The organism is Membranihabitans marinus, assembly GCF_019802045.1.
In the GTDB taxonomy this organism is placed as follows: Bacteria; Bacteroidota; Bacteroidia; order Chitinophagales; family Saprospiraceae; genus Membranihabitans; species Membranihabitans marinus_A.
The window spans coordinates 56,484-73,866 of record NZ_JAHVHU010000013.1 but is presented as its reverse complement, the minus strand read 5'-3'; the positions used below and the strand labels follow the sequence as shown (position 1 = coordinate 73,866).

The 17,383-nt window shown below is 44.6% G+C and carries 15 protein-coding genes and 1 tRNA gene; 12 read left to right on the top strand and 4 right to left on the bottom strand.

Annotated features, from left to right (window positions below):
* The first annotated feature begins 169 nt into the window (after nucleotides 1-169).
* The 9 genes from ald to KUV50_RS14080 all read left to right on the top strand — a co-directional run bounded on the left by ald (nucleotide 170) and on the right by KUV50_RS14080 (nucleotide 9,944).
* Nucleotides 170-1,282, top strand: a complete 1,113-nt coding sequence (gene ald, locus KUV50_RS14120; protein ID WP_222580819.1) for an alanine dehydrogenase — start codon at nucleotides 170-172, stop codon at nucleotides 1,280-1,282.
* A gap of 9 nt (nucleotides 1,283-1,291) precedes the next feature.
* On the top strand, nucleotides 1,292-2,053 hold the full coding sequence (locus KUV50_RS14115) for a UDP-2,3-diacylglucosamine diphosphatase (protein WP_222580818.1): 762 nt from the start codon (nucleotides 1,292-1,294) through the stop codon (nucleotides 2,051-2,053).
* Nucleotides 2,054-2,069: 16 nt separating this feature from the next.
* Nucleotides 2,070-2,879 (top strand): hypothetical protein, encoded by an 810-nt coding sequence (locus KUV50_RS14110; protein ID WP_222580817.1) that lies wholly within the window; start codon nucleotides 2,070-2,072, stop codon nucleotides 2,877-2,879.
* Nucleotides 2,880-2,999: 120 nt separating this feature from the next.
* Nucleotides 3,000-5,486: a zinc-dependent metalloprotease gene (locus tag KUV50_RS14105; RefSeq protein ID WP_222580816.1), complete on the top strand. Its 2,487-nt coding sequence runs from the start codon at nucleotides 3,000-3,002 to the stop codon at nucleotides 5,484-5,486.
* Nucleotides 5,487-5,595: 109 nt separating this feature from the next.
* Nucleotides 5,596-7,155 carry a YifB family Mg chelatase-like AAA ATPase gene (locus KUV50_RS14100; protein WP_222580815.1) on the top strand — a complete coding sequence of 520 codons (1,560 nt, stop codon included), beginning with the start codon at nucleotides 5,596-5,598 and terminating at the stop codon, nucleotides 7,153-7,155.
* Between the two features lie 34 nt (nucleotides 7,156-7,189).
* Nucleotides 7,190-7,690, top strand: a complete 501-nt coding sequence (locus KUV50_RS14095) for a TlpA family protein disulfide reductase (protein WP_222580814.1) — start codon at nucleotides 7,190-7,192, stop codon at nucleotides 7,688-7,690.
* A gap of 71 nt (nucleotides 7,691-7,761) precedes the next feature.
* On the top strand, nucleotides 7,762-8,319 hold the full coding sequence (locus KUV50_RS14090) for a nucleotide exchange factor GrpE (RefSeq protein WP_222580813.1): 558 nt from the start codon (nucleotides 7,762-7,764) through the stop codon (nucleotides 8,317-8,319).
* Nucleotides 8,320-8,323: 4 nt separating this feature from the next.
* Entirely contained in the window at nucleotides 8,324-9,487 is a 1,164-nt protein-coding gene (gene dnaJ / locus KUV50_RS14085) for a molecular chaperone DnaJ (RefSeq protein WP_222580812.1), read from the top strand.
* Nucleotides 9,474-9,944: a gliding motility lipoprotein GldH gene (locus KUV50_RS14080; RefSeq protein ID WP_222580811.1), complete on the top strand. Its 471-nt coding sequence runs from the start codon at nucleotides 9,474-9,476 to the stop codon at nucleotides 9,942-9,944. Before dnaJ ends, KUV50_RS14080 begins: the two co-directional genes overlap by 14 nt.
* A gap of 56 nt (nucleotides 9,945-10,000) precedes the next feature.
* On the opposite strand, the gene KUV50_RS14075 is transcribed toward KUV50_RS14080, so the two are convergent.
* A complete protein-coding gene (locus KUV50_RS14075) occupies nucleotides 10,001-10,333 on the bottom strand; it encodes a potassium channel family protein (protein WP_222580810.1) in 333 nt (110 codons plus the stop codon).
* 332 nt (nucleotides 10,334-10,665) lie between these two features.
* Here KUV50_RS14075 and KUV50_RS14070 point away from each other — a divergent pair, with 332 nt between their 5' ends.
* Nucleotides 10,666-11,625 (top strand): sugar phosphate isomerase/epimerase family protein, encoded by a 960-nt coding sequence (locus KUV50_RS14070; protein ID WP_222580809.1) that lies wholly within the window; start codon nucleotides 10,666-10,668, stop codon nucleotides 11,623-11,625.
* Between the two features lie 107 nt (nucleotides 11,626-11,732).
* On the opposite strand, the gene KUV50_RS14065 is transcribed toward KUV50_RS14070, so the two are convergent.
* From KUV50_RS14065 to KUV50_RS14055, 3 genes are all read right to left on the bottom strand, one after another.
* Nucleotides 11,733-12,965, bottom strand: coding sequence for an NAD(P)/FAD-dependent oxidoreductase (locus KUV50_RS14065; RefSeq protein WP_222580808.1), 1,233 nt, complete (start codon nucleotides 12,963-12,965; stop codon nucleotides 11,733-11,735).
* Between the two features lie 158 nt (nucleotides 12,966-13,123).
* Nucleotides 13,124-14,488, bottom strand: a complete 1,365-nt coding sequence (locus tag KUV50_RS14060) for a mercuric reductase (protein ID WP_222580807.1) — start codon at nucleotides 14,486-14,488, stop codon at nucleotides 13,124-13,126.
* A 395-nt stretch (nucleotides 14,489-14,883) separates the two neighbouring features.
* A tRNA-Met gene (locus KUV50_RS14055) sits at nucleotides 14,884-14,956 on the bottom strand.
* A gap of 272 nt (nucleotides 14,957-15,228) precedes the next feature.
* On the opposite strand from KUV50_RS14055, the gene KUV50_RS14050 reads away from it, so the two are divergent.
* Together KUV50_RS14050 and pgm are read left to right on the top strand one after the other, a co-directional pair.
* Nucleotides 15,229-15,435, top strand: a complete 207-nt coding sequence (locus KUV50_RS14050) for a DUF2945 domain-containing protein (protein ID WP_222580806.1) — start codon at nucleotides 15,229-15,231, stop codon at nucleotides 15,433-15,435.
* A 65-nt stretch (nucleotides 15,436-15,500) separates the two neighbouring features.
* On the top strand, nucleotides 15,501-17,141 hold the full coding sequence (gene pgm / locus KUV50_RS14045) for a phosphoglucomutase (alpha-D-glucose-1,6-bisphosphate-dependent) (RefSeq protein WP_222580805.1): 1,641 nt from the start codon (nucleotides 15,501-15,503) through the stop codon (nucleotides 17,139-17,141).
* Nucleotides 17,142-17,383 lie beyond the last annotated feature (242 nt).

Genomic DNA, 17,383 nt, shown 5'->3' with positions numbered 1-17,383 from the left:
AGTAGGAATAATCCATTACTGTCAAGGATAATTTGGTCGATGAATTTGAAAATTATTCCACAATATTTATATATTCCCCTCGATCTTCTATAAAAGATGGTTTTTGACATATCTTACCCTTTTGTAAGAGATTTTTTACATTATACCTTGAAATCAGAATAATTTAGACATGAAAATAGGAGTTCCAACAGAAATCAAAGCAGATGAAAACCGGGTCGCCATGACCCCATCAGGGACTTTTGAGTTTACAAAAGCGGGGCACGACGTGTACATTCAGAAAGATGCAGGTCTGACTTCGGGATTTCCAGATGAAGCTTATACCAAACGTGGCGCCAAAATCCTTCCTGACATTGAATCGGTATACCAGACAGCCGATATGATCCTGAAGGTAAAAGAGCCGCTCGAAAGAGAATACGATCTAATTCGTAAAGGTCAGATTTTATTCACCTATCTCCATCTTGCCTCTTCCGAAGAACTCACCAAAGCCTTGATCAAAAGTGAAGCGATCTGCATGGCTTATGAAACCGTTGAAAGACCAGATGGCAGTCTTCCGCTTCTCATCCCCATGTCAGAAATAGCCGGTCGAATGGCTGTTCAGGAGGGTGCCAAATACCTGGAAAAGCCCTTTGGGGGCAAAGGAGTGCTACTGGGCGGCGTGCCCGGTGTACGACCTGGCCGTGTTATGATTCTCGGTGGGGGTGTAGTCGGAACACAAGCTGCTATCATGGCTGCAGGACTGGGTGCACAGGTGATTCTTCTGGATATTAATCTTTACCGGCTCCGAAAACTTGACAATATATTGCCTGCCAATGTCACGACCATGTTTTCAACCGAAATGAACATTCGCAAATTAATCCCCAAACAAGATCTGATTATCGGTGCCATTTTGACACATGGTGCCAAGGCAGCTAAACTAATTACCCGGGATATGCTGTCTGACATGGAACCAGGCACCGTTCTCGTAGATGTCGCTATCGATCAGGGTGGTTGCATGGAAACCAGCCGGGTCACGACACATCAGAATCCAACGTTTACCATTGATGGAGTCGTGCATTATGGAGTCGCGAACATACCGGGCGCTGTCCCCCAGACCTCGACACTGGCTCTGACGAATGCGACATTGCCGTATGCATTGCTTGTAGCGAACGAAGGTTGGAAAAAGGCATGCAAAGAACAACCAAACCTGACACCGGGTGTAAATATAGCACATGGACAGGTTACCTATCCGGCCATCGCCGACACCTTTAACCTACCACATGTCGATATTCAATCTATTTTATAGTTTTGCATTATGGATGCAATCGTATATTTTGCTTCGGATTTTCATCTGGGCATCCAGAACACACGGGTTCGGGAACAAAAAGTAGTAAGTTGGCTCGATCAAATTTCCAAAGATGCCACGCACATCATATTGTTGGGCGATCTCTTTGATTACTGGTTTGAATACCGACACTATATACCCAGGGGGCACATCCGTTTTCTAGGCAAATTGGCCCAATTGCGTGACCAGGGTATTGAAATTCATATTTTTACCGGGAATCACGACATTTGGATGTTTGACTATTTCCAAAAAGAACTGGACATTCCAGTTCACAAGGATGGGAAGATATTTAGTTTCAATGATTTAAACTTTTGGGTGGGTCACGGGGATGGTAAAGGTCCGGGTGACACGGGGTATAAGAGACTGAAAAAAATATTCCACAATCCAGCGTTGCAGTTCTTATACCGGCAATTCCATCCTGATCTGGCCCACCGGATAGCCGGTTATTTTAGCCGTAAAAGCAGGGCAAAAGAAGCCACTGAGGTGCCCTTTTTGGGTGAGGACAAGGAATGGCTTATCCAGTATTGTGAGAGAAAAATCATTTCTCACCCCCACATTGATTATTTTGTATTCGGTCATCGACATCTGCCTGTGTTTCACACTTTATCAAATAATAAATCCATCTACATCAACACAGGGCACTGGTTTACCGGCGGTTACTATGCATGCCTGAGAAATAAAAACTGTTATCTTTATAGTTATGAAACCGGTGACAAGATTTTTACTAAATAATAATTGGCTGATTCTGTTGCTACTAGCATGGAGTTGTACTGGAAATAAAAACACCACTACTGGATTCATCGAACGAGGTCAATTGATGTTTGTGGACCAGTCTGACAATGGATTTGTTCTCCGTGGCGGACGAAGTCTGATCAAATACGACTTCAGAAACCGCCCTACAAACAGGTATGATTTTGATTTTTCAGTATCAAAAACCGGCTTGTCGACTGACTTGAGGATTTATGCCTTTAATCCCGATTTTCAGAGCTTTTACATTCTGGACAGGTATTTGAACGAAATCACGCATTTCTCTTTCAATGAACATTTTGACTTTCTGGTCAGCCACCCCATACTGGCTAACGGACAGAACATATGGCTATACAACGAAAATGAAAATAAAATTCAAAAGTACACGTCACAACTTAGATTTTTGAATGAATCAAGAAATCTGAACTGGGAAATTCCCGGTTTCAGAATCGATCAATTGCTGTTTCACAACAATGAAGTTTATCTGATCGACTACCGAAAAGGAATTTTCATATTTGATTACTCCGGACGACTCCGCAAACACATTCCCACCCCCATGCTAACCAGACCGGTGCAGATTGATCACAGCATGTCCAGGATATTTGCCTATTTTTCCAATCAATGGAACGTTTCAGACCCCGATCGATGGGGGACGGATTTCCGGCCGGTCATAGTGCCTGAGTCCACTGAATATGAATACAGCAGCCAGGAAAATTTTATTTTTCAAAATGGTAAAATCTACCTTTGGAACATCCACAAGCAGGAAATTGAAGTGATCAGACGCGAGATCGTCTTTCCCCGAAGTAAATAATCCCGTAGAGGTCTGTTTCAAACCAAAAAATTTTATAGTATTTGTGTTAAAAACCACTGCCTTTCCAATATTCTAACATATTTTAAGTTTTTCTTTTACAGAAAACACACTTTCCGCCATATGAAGTTAACATATTATTGCCCCGGCTTGTCCGGGTCCGTCCGTTTATTGTTTGTTATTGTGTTCTTTTGCACCCTGTCAATAGCAAAGGCACAGACCAGCGGTATTACGACTTTCACCTGGCCAAAGGAATCGCGTAGTCAAACACAGCAAGAACTTTTTACCCGATCACACACAGAAGTATCCCTGGACATCCCTCTCCCGGGAAACCCGGTTCAATTTTCCATTCAGTCCAAATCATTCATCAAACAAGCTGATGGAACTTCTGATCGGTCCTACCAGACATTTAGCGGACGAAACAACCAGGACCACCCGGTGTTTGGCTATTTTAGTGGTGACCAGATTTACTTATCGTATTTTCAAAACGGGGAAATCATCACGATATCACCGGGAAAGGGACCAGACCATTACACCATAGGATCCTCGAAAGATCTGGAGGCCATGGGAGCAATCCAATGTGCCGTCAATAACACACCTGATCAAGGGGTGCGCCGAGGTGGTAGTTCAGTCCCTTGTCAAACCCAGAGTTACTCCAGTCTGACGTACAACCTGTTTGTGGTATGCACCGGAGAATGGGGCCAGGAACTAGGAAGCATCTCAGCAGCCCGACAGGCGATCATGAACAATGTTAACGCACTGAATGCTCTGTACACCGGCGAAATGAATATTTCTTTCAATTTGGTCATGGATGATGACTTTATATACACGGATCCGGATTCCGATCCTTTTGATCCAGCGGGGTTCAATCGTGCTGAGCAGGCTCGTCAATTCTTTGTAGACAGTGTGAATGTCTCTGCCTTCGATATTGGGCATGTGCTCCATTATATGGATGTTCCCAATGGCTATATATCAGGATCCGGAGTCGCTTATTTACCCGCCAGTTGTAGCGCATTCTACAAAGGAGGCGGATGGACCGGAACAAGCAGTCCGGGAAACACTGGCTTCAATCTTAAAATTTTTGGGCATGAAATCGGCCACCAGTTGGGGGCACATCATACTTTTTATGGGTCCGAGGGCAATTGTACTGCGGGACAACGGAGCAATGGTCATGGCTTTGAACCCGGATCAGGTAGCTCTCTGATGTCCTATGAAGGGAATTGTGGCTCACACAATCTAGACGGTCCCCAATCTCCCTTTTTATATTTTAACACACACAGTGTCAACCAAATTCTAAATCGGATCAACGGACAGTCTGGATGTGGAACCAAACTGGGCAATTCCACCATCCTGCCAGTGACTTTGCCCGCTGATTTTTCCATTCCCAAAAACACACCATTCGACCTCATCGCCACCAGTCCGAATAATGCCTTATCTTATACCTGGGAACAATACGATACAGATGTCATGGGCGCAGACGATGTACGATGCCATCCCATCAACGCGGGTCAATATACCACGACACCCTTGTACCGGAGTTATGCTCCTTCCGCAGAGGGGAGACACCGTTCATTTCCATCAAAAGATGTTCAAATGTCAGGAAGTATAGAGAAAGGCGAGGTCTATGCCACAAAAGCCCGGGACATCACCATGCGACTGACCACCCGGAGTGGCGGGAACATCCAATGTGAGGAGATGACGGTTACGGTGCGGGATGATCCGGCCTTCAAAATTCTTAGTCCGGTCCAAGACGATATGATTGCCCTATCCAAAAGTGCAACCCGGGCTGCTCAAAACCTGACTGTTCTTTGGGAAACGGGAGATACAGAGACCAATGGGTTTACGCACGTGGATATCTATTACAGCCTAGATGGAGGCCAGACATATCCGTATCTGCTCGCTGAAGAGGTGCCCAACGACGGCGAACACGAAGTCCGGCCACCAGAAATAGACACGGATATGGCCCGGTTGAAAATCGTGTTAACGGATGGAGCGGAACGAATGGCCATATACAATCAAAACCAGGGGAATTTTACGGTAGGATTTTCTGTTACACCGCTGGAAATCGAACAATTTGACGGGGCTGTTTTCGGTAATCACCACCGGTTATCCTGGAAGCTGAACAACACCGGAATCCCCATCCAAACCGTCAACATGGAATACAGTTACGATGGGATCCACTTCACTCCGGTCAAAGTCGATGGCTATGAATTGCTGAATTCAGAATCTCAGTGGAAGAGTGCGTATGAATCTTATTTCACTGAAGGAATAAAAACGTTTTATCGATTGGCTGTGCACAACATCCAAAATAAAATCACCTACTCCCGGGTGGTTTCCCTTAATAATGAGACGGAATCAGCCGAGTTTCTGCACGTGTATCCCAATCCCGTCAGCACTGCGGATCTCCACCTGACTTTTCAAAAACACCTCCGGCCCGATGCAGATTTATCCGTCTGGTCGATAAACGGGAAGCCACTGCAAAAAATCCATATACACGGCCGGTCAAAGTCTCTAAAAATTCCATTTACCTACCCAGCTGGTGTATATGTCCTCAAAGTCACTAATGGACAGGAGGTATACCGGCATAAGGTGATCGTTCAAAACAATTAAGAATGAAATAATACCCCCGACAAATAACTTTCAAAAGATCGTAGTGGTTCCTAAAACGGATCTAGTGGTTTTTTACTATCTTGATCGTACCAAAAAACCACAGTAATCCATGTTAGTAAAAACCCATGCCGGCGCTGTACAGGGTGTTGACTCCATACCAATCACCATAGAAGTGAACGTGGGAGGAAATATAGTTGGCAACAAGATTACGTATTATTTTGTTGGTTTGCCTGACAATGCCATCAGAGAAGGATACCAGCGGATCGAGTCGGCTATTCATTCGCTTGGATGCCGGATGCCCCGTCAAAAAATAGTGGTCAATATGGCTCCAGCCAATATCCGAAAAGAAGGCAGTTCCTATGATCTTCCTATCGCAGTGGGCATCTTGGCTTCCACCGGGCAAATATCGCCTGATTTTCTGGATGATTATCTGCTTATGGGAGAATTGGCCCTGGATGGAGAAATCCGGCCTATAAGAGGGGTACTTCCGATTGCAATTATGGCCCGAAAACAAGGAATCAAGAAACTTATCCTTCCCCGTCAAAACGCCCGGGAAGCTGCCATTGTGGACCGGGTCGACGTCTACGGCGTATCAACGCTGCGCGATGTGTATGATTTGCTCCAGGGCGAATCCACCGCAGAGCCTATTCGGGTCAATACACGCGAAGAATTTTCATACGAAAACAATAAATACGCAGCGGATTTCCGGGATGTACGCGGCCAGGAAAACATCAAAAGAGCATTCCAACTGGCCGCAGCAGGGGGTCACAATGTCATCTTAATCGGGCCACCCGGCGCAGGTAAGACGATGCTTGCTAAACGACTCCCCACAATACTACCCCCGTTAACACTTCACGAAGCATTGGAAACAACAAAAATACATAGTGTCGCAGGATTACTTGATGAGGACGCTTCGCTCATAAAAATCCGGCCTTTTCGTTCCCCACACCACACCATCAGTGATGCAGCACTGGTAGGTGGCGGCTCGAACCCGTTGCCTGGTGAAATATCGCTTTCCCACAATGGTGTTTTATTTTTGGACGAACTTCCAGAGTTCCGGCGTTCCGTGTTGGAAGTACTCCGTCAACCGCTGGAAGAACGTCGGATCACCATCTCCAGAGCCCGAATGACTGTCGATTATCCCGCGTCTTTTATCCTGGTGGCATCCATGAATCCATGTCCCTGCGGTTATCTCAATCATCCGGATAAAGACTGCGTTTGTGGTCAGGGCGCCATCCAAAGGTATCTGAATAAAATCTCAGGACCATTGCTCGACCGGATTGATATTCACGTCGAAGTAACTCCGGTCTCTTTTGATGAAATCATAGATACCGAGGCCACCGGACAAACCAGTGAACAAATCGCAAAACAGGTTGTTCGTGCCAGAGAACTTCAGGTATCCAGGTTTCAGGAATTTGGGTTGGATATTCGATCAAATGCTGAAATGCCTGCGCGGATAGTCAAGCGGGTTTGTGAAATCAACAAGGCAGGTATAACACTGCTTAGAACGGCTATGGAAAAACTGCAGTTATCGGCCCGTGCTTACGATCGAATTCTTAAAGTAGCCCGCACAGCTGCCGATTTGGATGGATCCGATGAGATCCAAATCGGACACCTGGCTGAGGCGATTCAATACCGAAGTCTGGACCGTGAAAACTGGGGATCGTAACTTTCACAAGTGTCAAATGTAAAGAGCGTCAATCATGGTAAAAAAGATCGTAATCGCCCTGGCCGGCCTGTTGGTCGCTGGTGTAATAAGCCGGTATTATTTCGTCAAAAAAGAGGTGTGGGTTGGGGATGACGCAGAAGACATTTCGTTTATCGATCGGCGAAACCAGAGCAGGAACCTCTATGAATTCGGAGGAAAATATGTCATCCTATCCTTTTGGGGGTCATGGTGCGGACCGTGTCGGACTTCCAATCAAAAACTTGTTGAATTTTATAGCCAACAGGACACCGCCCGTCTTAAAATTATTTCGGTAGGGATCGAAAAAACGACATCAGCATGGAATACAGCGATTCGGGAGGATTCCTTGTACTGGGATGAACAATTTACCCCGTTGGATATGTTTAACAATGAAATCGCAAAAAGCTATGGTGTGAATGAAACACCCACCTATTTTTTGATTAACCCCGCCCAGGTGGTGATTTCAAAATCTGGAAATATTGATGCCATTATTCAAAAATTTCAGGCGATGAACTGACAATTTGGCATCATATGTCCGATGGCAAGTAATTTGCGATAGATATTTACTCACATTTGAATACAGAAAACATGAGCAAAAAAAGGAATAACCAAACCGATGAAGAGACATTGGATCAGGACGTGAATTCCGATAAGCAGGAAACCACGGCTGATTCCGATTCCCGGGAGGAGACAAATACGGTATCGGATCTCGAGACGGAGATTCAGGAATTGCGTGATAAATACCTTCGTTTGTTCGCTGAATTTGATAATTTCAAGAAGCGGTCACTACGAGAAAAAATAGAGCAGTCCAAAATGGCCGGACAAGAAGTCATTCAGGCACTGCTACCGGTGTTGGATGATTTTGACCGTGCAAAGAAAAATGCCGATGACCCTGAAAACGAGGAATATTTTAGCGAAGGGGTTGAATTAGTCTATAACAAGCTGTATCAGACATTGCAGCAACAAGGGCTTGAGGTCATGGATCCATCCAATATTGATTTTGATCCGGAGCTTCATGACGCCATTGCAGATATAGAGGTGCAGGACGAGTCACTCAAAGGAAAAATAATTGATTATATAGAAAAAGGCTATTTGCTGAATGGCAAGATCATACGACATGCCAAAGTGGTAGTAGGTAAACGATAAGTATATGACGAAAAGAGATTATTACGAGGTTCTTGGGGTAGAAAAATCTGCCGATGGCACTCAAATAAAAAAAGCCTATCGGAAAATTGCGATGAAATATCATCCGGATAAAAATCCGGGGGATTCCCAAGCTGAAGACATGTTTAAGGAAGCTGCTGAAGCGTATGAGGTGCTGAGTGATGATGACAAAAGAGCACGTTATGACCGGTTTGGTCATGCGGGGGTCAACGGACACGGCGGTTTTGGTGGTGGCGGCAGAACGATGGAAGATATTTTTGAGGACTTCGGAGATATCTTCGGTAGTGGCAGTGCTTTTGGTTCATTTTTCGGCGGAGGCCAACCGGGCGGTGGTCCTCGAAGCCGTGGAACACGCGGCTCCAATCTGCGAATAAAGGTAGCGTTGACGCTTGAGGAAATTGCGGACGGTGTCACGAAGAAAATAAAAGTAAAAAAACAAGTTAAGTGCAGTACTTGCCATGGATCCGGGGCCAAAGATTCTGGTTCTATTTCTACCTGTGGTACCTGTGGAGGAAACGGTGTAGTTCGTCAGGTCAGAAGTACTTTCCTCGGGCAGATGCAAACCACCACTACATGTCCCAACTGCCACGGTACTGGTGAGATCATCAAGGACAAGTGCTCTACCTGTAAAGGCAGCGGTACAGAATACGGAAATGAAACCGTTGAAATTAAAATACCCGCCGGTGTCGAAGAAGGCATGCAGCTTTCACTGCGTGGAAAAGGGAACGCCGGAAGTCAGGGTGGAGCAGCCGGAGATCTCCTCGTTCTCATTCAGGAAAAAGAGCACGACATACTAACCCGGGATGGCAATCAGATCATTTACGAGCTTTATCTGAATTTTGCAGACGCTGCTTTGGGAACAAGTGCTGAGGTTCCGACGTTGAAAAACAAAGTCAAGATTAAAATACCGGAAGGAACCCAGTCAGGTAAAATATTCCGCTTGAAGGGCAAAGGTTTACCCAGCGTTCAGGGTTATCAAAAGGGAGATCAACTCATTCACGTTAATGTCTGGACACCGAAATCACTGAATAAGAATGAACGAGAAGTCCTGGAACAGCTCCGAGATATGGAGAACTTCAACCCCACACCAGGTAAAAGTGATAAAGGTTTCTTTGAAAAAATGAAAGATTATTTTAGTGGGCAGAACTAATTTGGGGGTAATTCTTGGCGGGTTGCTTATACTCATGAGTTGCACCCGCTCCAATGTTCTTGAACATCAATCTTTCACCCTGCCCGAATCGGGCTGGGAACGTTCACACAAGCTAAAAGGGAGCTGGACTACCGATAAGACTACTACAGATGGGTCGGTAGTCCTTCGCATCACGCACACCCCAGAATTTGGTTATCAAAACATCTACCTGACCGGAATGCTTAACCGGGACAGCGAGCAGGTGTTTTCAGACACCTTTTCGATACAACTTGCGCGCCCAAATAACGGACAGTGGCTGGGACAATCTGTGGGAGACCTCATACAGGTCATCGATACCCTCCCGTGCAATTTATCTTTAAATCAAAACGAAACATTTCAGTTTGAAATTTCACAGCACAGCCGTCAGGCAAATTTAGAGGGCATCGCAGAAGTTACAATACAGCTGGTCAGTCCGTGACACAACGGGGCGAAAGGCTCAGGTCAACTTATAGCATCAATTTATTAGTCTGACTGTCAGTCTTTATCCCGAGTATGACCTTTATCTTCCCGAAAAGTTATGGTTCGATAGTGCGTATAAATGGTATTGATAAAAGCCAGAATAATCCCTATTCCAACTATTATATAAAAAATGGTAAACAACTTACCACCCGTGGTCTGCGGTGTAAAATCACCATATCCAATGGTCGTTAAAGTGATGATCGAAAAATACAACGCATCCACATAATCCCACCCTTCCAAGTAGTGAAACACAACACTACCTGCGAGTAAAATAACGATGGTAGTCATCAATAAGTGTCGATAATTTCGATCCCGAAGAAAATTCAATACGGACTTAAAAAAAATCATTTCTTTAATTTTATGGAGCTCATACCATTTAGTTTCATTCTTGTCGCATATTCCGAGGTATTCTTCGATGACCATCGTCAGGAATAATCGGTGTTACTCCGGTTATTCCTTTGTTTTTTCTCGATAATCTGTGAACACCTACATCATCTTATACGTCAATTCCAAATCCAATTGGTTTAAATTCATTTTTTAAACAGAGGTAAATATCGAAATTTAAACCAAATCTCCGTTTACTACTTTCATCCGACTTCCACTTACTGCAGAAATCATTTTTTTAATAATTACTAAAATTTTACTATATTCAAGTATGATCAAAAACCAAATTTGCTATCATGTCAAAAAACTCTACTCGGAGATCTTTCCTGCAGAAATGTCTTATTACCGCACCGGTTATGGGCATAGCACCTCATACGATTGCTCGTACAACAGATAGGGGGCGCGATTCAAATTCCATCAAAAAAGCAAACCCCATTGGGGTTTCCACCTATTCTTTTTGGCGATTCAAGGGGCCAAAGGAAGATACACCCATCGAATACTGCATTGATCAAGCTGCTTCGATGGGATTTGACGGGGTGGAACTGCTGCTAATTCAGATGAAGTCCGATGACAATGGATATCTCCAGCAGCTAAAACGTCGTGCTTTCCATGCGGGGTTGGATCTCATGGGATTTTCAACACACCAGGGATTTGTCTATCCGGACAAAGAAAAACGGGAATCAGAAATCGAGAAAACCATACATCAGATCGAGTTAGCGTATCAACTGGGTATTCCCACCATGCGCCTCAATACAGGACGATGGGGGACCATCAAATCCTTCAATGAACTCATGGCGAATAAAGGAATCGAACCAATTCTCGATGGCTATACCGAAGACCAGGGCTTTGAATGGGTGATCGATGCGATCGAACGATGCATACCTACTGCCGAGAAATGCGGTGTCACGATCGGCCTGGAAAACCACTGGGGGCTGGGCCGTACTGCTGCGGGTGTATTACGTATAGTTGATGCGGTAGATTCTCCATGGTTTCAGATCACCTCGGACACCGGCAACTTTTTGGAAAACTCGTACGAACAGTTGGAGATGATGGCTCCGCAGACAAGTCTGATCCAGGCCAAAACCTATTATGGCGGTGGTACCTGGTATACGCTTGACATTGACTACGACCGCGTGGCTAAAATATTCCAGGATGCCGGATACCAGGGCTATGTTTCTGTGGAATTTGAAGGCAAGGAGGATCCAAAGACAGCCCTTCCAAAAAGCCTCGAGCGAATCCGGAAAGCATTTTCGTAAGTAGAATAGTTGAATACAACCCAAAGGGCAATTCGAAATATCTCAATAGCATAGTTGGAGAACCGCAGCTATAGTGCTTATCCGATCAATTTGATTAAAAAATATCATCAAATATCAGATAGAGCTTTTGCGGCTAAATAAGCGCCAGTCCAGGCACTTTGAAAATTAAAACCACCGGTGATAGCATCGATGTTCAACACCTCACCGGCTAGATAAAGATTGGGGTGCAACTTACTTTCAAAAGTTTTGAAATCAATTTCGGACAGTTCCACACCACCTGCTGTGACAAACTCTTCTTTGAAGGTGCTTTTACCATTCACCTCAAATCGCCCACGGGTCAACTGTTCCGCCAGATTTTGAAATTGCGTTTTCGTTAAATCGCCCCAGTTATTATTGGGTGAAATTCCGGCTGCCGTGACCAGGCTTTGCCACAGTCTTTTGGGCAGCTTATATTCTGCATGCTTGATCACTGACTTCCTCCCATCAGTCTTCCTTTTTGATTTAAGATCAACAATCACGTTCTCAAAATCTTGATCCTTCAACCAATTCACTTGAATCGTGAAATGATAATTCAAAGATGCCAATATCCGGGTTCCCCACGCCGATAATTTCAAAATTGCCGGACCACTCATCCCCCAATGCGTGATCAATAAAGGTCCCTGATTTTCCAAAACAATACGCCCCTTATCATCCAGGATGTTGACAACAGCCTCCCGAGCGACACCAGGCAAATCTTTAATTCGAGAATCTTTTATATTGAAAGTAAATAAGGAAGGCACCGGAGGGACGATCGTATGTCCTGCCTTTTCGAGCAAATTCCACATTCTGGTATTGCTTCCCGTAGCAACAAGTACTTTTTTGGAAGTGAAGGAATCGGTGGACGTTTGGATCCGCCAGGTGTCCTCCTCGCTGTGAAAGCTATGAACCGACTGTTTTTTCAAAATGGTAATCCCCAACCGTTTTGCCTCTTCCAGAAAACAATCAATAATCGTTTGTGAATCATCACTGACCGGAAACATTCGTCCATCGGATTCGATTTTTAATTGGACGCCCCGTTCTTCAAACCATGAAACCACATCCCCGGTCATGAACCGGTGAAACGGACCAAGCAACTCTCTTTTACCCCGGGGATAATGATTTATAAGCTCCATGGGATCAAACTCTCCATGAGTTACATTGCACCGGCCCCCACCGGAAATTTTTACCTTGGCTAAGAGCTTCGTGCTGCGCTCGAGAACAGCCACCGATAAATTCGGATTCATTTCTACTGTATTAATGGCCGCAAAGAAACCAGCTGCACCTCCACCAACAACCAGAATGTCATATTCTTTTTTAAGCATGGTTCAAAGGTCAGAAAAAACACCTGCTTTGTATGGGTTTTGGATTAGATAATTTCAGACTGTTCAATCACCAAATCTATATTTCCTTTTTTCTTTGGGTGACCGATAATGGCGGATCGTCTTCCATTTTCTTCCCTGAACCAGGATCTGCTTTCTAATTATAAATTTTCAAGTTCCTCCAACATTGTGGGGATCAATTCGCTCACTGTGGGATGAATGTGGACCGCATCTCGGATGACGGTATGCGATTGTCCGGCATACATCTGATCGATCACAGTATGAATATATTCATCGGCTCCGGTGCCTAAAAACGTGGCTCCCAAGAACCTTTCCGTGCTTTCTTCGATGTATATTTTGAGCATACCTTCTGTTTCACCCATTTCCTTGGCCCGGGCTACTTTACTCATCGGCATGGACGCTACTTTAGCCTTTATACCTGCTTTCTCGATGTCGGAGGCATTCATTCCCACTCGAGCCAGAGGCGGATCAATAAATGCCGCATAGCAGGTAAATCGATCCGATAACGACCGTTTTTTATCTCCAAATAATTGAGCGTTTACAATTTGAAAATCGTTGTAGGCCGTATGCGTAAAAGCCCCTTCTCCGTTGCAATCTCCGAGTGCATATATATGGTCGACGCTGGTGCGCAAATCATCATCCACCTTAATATAACCCTTCTTATCCAAGGCGATACCGGCATGCTCCAGTCCCAAGGCTTTGGTATTGGGAACACGTCCGGTGGCCAGTAACAGATGAGAGCCATTGATCTGGGGGCTTCCCTCCTTGCAGTTAATATTAACCTCAATCTGGTCGCCGGCTTTTTTCGCACCGATACACTCAGCATTCAGACGGACCGCTATGTCTTCCCTCTCAAATATTTTCACGACGGATTCTCCAAAATCACGATCTTCCTTTTTCATCAATCGGTCTTCCATCTCCAAAATCGTTACTTCACTACCAAAGCGCCTGAACATTTGGCCAAATTCCAATCCTACGTACCCACCACCCACGATGATTAAGTGTTCTGGGACGTCTTCCAATTCCAAAATGGTTTCATTCGTCAAATAATTAACTTCTTCAAAGCCTTTGGGAATTCGAGGACGTGCTCCTACGTCAATATAAATGCTGTCTGCTTCGTAGATCTTTCCATTTGCTTCCACTTGTGAAGCGTTTACGAACCGAGCTTCCCCACGAATGAGGGTAATATTTTCATTGGAAGATAGCATCTTATGGAGGCTGGACCGGGATTCTTCGATAATTTTGTCTTTGCGACCTTTGATGGTCTTCAGATTGACCTCAATGCCGCCTTTTGCATAAATCCCGTGGGCTGTGCTGTTTTTGGCCACAAAAGCACGTCTTGCACTGGCCACATACGTCTTGGTGGGGGTACATCCCACATTCACACAAGATCCTCCCAGCAATCCTTTCTCAAAGACCGCTACGTTGTAATTATTCTTGGCCAGGCTTGCGGCCAGCGGGGGACCGGCTTGGCCTGTTCCTATTATTATTGCATCAAACTTCATACTATCTGGATTCTGGTCTTTTAAATGTCCACCACGGTTATACACAGGGCAAGGATTGTATATCTTTCGGTTCATCACTGTGTGACTCATTCGATTGAACTCGCCCTATCTTATTTTCGATTAAGATACAAATTATTTCAGGCACGACGTCAAACGCAGAGCAACAGATTTTGAACATTCATCATGGAGGAATACTATAAAAAATAAAACTTGAGACCTTCTGTGCTGATCAGCAGTGCTTAAAAAACATGCTTCTCTTCCAGTTCGCTGCCAATAGAGCTGATTCCAAAGCCCACCACCGATCTTACTGCCTCCTGTATTCCAAGGAAGCGTTTATTGGCAGGATTGTTGAAATAAAAAAAGGCTTTCCGTTCCCAGAAAGCCTTTTTACTTAGTAGCGGGGACAGGACTTGAACCTGTGACCTTCGGGTTATGAGCCCGACGAGCTACCAACTGCTCCACCCCGCGATATAATCGAAGTGCAAATATACGCAATAATTTATCCTCAAACCAAATATTTTACGAAATATTTTAAAAACACCGATTCGTGTGGCCCGGAGTTGATATATTATTAGAGGATTCATTTTAGATCGGAGGAGGTACAAGACAGCTGAGGTCCTACCCCATCACTCCAGTAAAACCAGCGCATTCTCCAATCCAGATAAATCAACTTCAATCTTCCAAAATTTTCTTATATTTAGTCAAATCAATTGATTGGCAGGTAAAAAAGTTATCTTCTTATGAAAAATTTTAAAGTTGGGGACCATGTAAAATGGAACTCTGAAGCCGGTCATGTCACCGGTAAAATCATCAAAGTCCACCATTCTGATTTCGATTATAAGGGGTACACCCACCATGCGTCCAAAGACGATCCACAATATGAAATCAAGAGTGACAAAACAGATCACATTGCAGCACATAAGGGTTCTGCTTTGTCAAAAATATAAACGAATAAAATTGATATTTCCCTGGTCTTCCAGAACGATTCATTGCATCACTTCAAACCAAAACCATGAACACCTCTCCGCTCGCAGGAAAAACTGCCCCTGAAAGTATTCTTACCAACATTCCACGGTTGATCAGTGCGTACTATTCAGAAAAACCAGATCCTTCTGTACCTGCCCATCGGGTTTCCTTCGGTACATCCGGACACCGCGGATCATCGTTGAACCATGCCTTTAATGAAGATCATATTCTGGCGATCACTCAGGCAATCTGCATCTATCGGCAAAAAAACAAAATTGACGGACCTCTTTTTTTGGGTATGGATACCCATGCGCTTTCCATCCCTGCCCATATATCAGCCATTGAAGTTCTAGCCGCCAACGGAGTGAATGTGATGGTGGCAGCCAACGATGAATACACCCCGACTCCGGCCATATCTCATGCCATTCTTACTTACAACGAAAACCGTACTGATGGTCAGGCCGATGGCATTGTGATCACACCCTCTCACAACCCGCCTGTCGATGGCGGGTTTAAATACAATCCACCCCACGGAGGCCCTGCTGAATCCCCCATAACCAGCTGGATAGAACAAAAAGCCAATGAAATATTGGAAAATGAGCTGAAAGCGGTTCGACGAATGACGTATAAAAAAGCCTCTAAATCGGCTACCACGCATGAACACAATTACATCGATCCTTATGTGGCAGATCTGAGTCAGGTGGTGAACATGCATAACATTCGGGATGCAAATTTAAATCTAGCCGTGGATCCACTGGGTGGTGCCGGTGTCCATTATTGGGGGCCCATCGCTGAAAAATACAATCTAAACCTGGATATTTTAAATAAAAGCGTTGATCCTACCTTTCGTTTTATGACCGTCGATTGGGATGGCAAGATCCGAATGGACCCATCGTCACCCTATGCTATGGCGGGGCTGGTTGACTTAAAAGAAAAATATGATGTGGCATTTGGTTGCGACACTGACCACGACCGGCATGGAATTGTAACTGGAAAAAGTGGTTTGCTCCAGCCCAACCACTTCTTATCTTCCTGTGTTTATTATCTATTCAATCATCGGCCCCAATGGAGCACCGATACCATGATCGGTAAAACTTTGGTTAGTAGTCAGATGATCGACCGGGTAGCTAAAAAAATTAACCGGAAGGTTCTGGAGGTGCCCGTCGGTTTCAAATGGTTTGTAGAGGGCATGTATAGTGGATCATTGGGTTTCGTAGGTGAAGAAAGTGCCGGCGCTTCATTTCTTCGGACCAATGGAAAGGTGTGGGCTACAGATAAAGATGGGATTATCGCGTGTCTTCTTGCAGCAGAGATGAAAGCTGTGACGGGTCAGGACCCCGGTGAAATTTATGCGCAACTCTCTGCAGAATTAGGGGAACCAGTCTATGATCGGGTCGAAGCCATTGCCACTCCGGAACAAAAACAAAAACTAAGTAAGTTATCTCCTGCCATGATTCAGCAAAAAGAGTTAGCCGGAGAAAAAATTACAGACATTTTAACCAATGCCCCGGGTAATGGTGCCCCGATCGGCGGGCTAAAAGTCACTTCAAAAAATGGATGGTTTGCAGCACGACCATCCGGGACAGAAGATATTTATAAGATTTACGCAGAGAGTTTTTTAGGAAATGAACATCTGAAAAAACTAATTGGAGAGGCGCAGGAAATCGTTGATAAAGCGTTGAAGTGATTTGTTTTCAGTATAGCTAATGCTCTGTTTCATACATTTTTATAATTAAAATGTAACGAACCAAATTATGCAATTCACAATCTAATCCGACATCTCTGAGGTCTGTTACCTGCAAGGATTCTGGCCCAGTCAGGGTCGGATTAGATTGAACTCAGAGTCATTTTGAGATGTATGAGATGTTTTTTTTAATGACTTATGAAACATGCCACTAGTAGTGCAATTCAAAAGTTGTAGGCATTAGA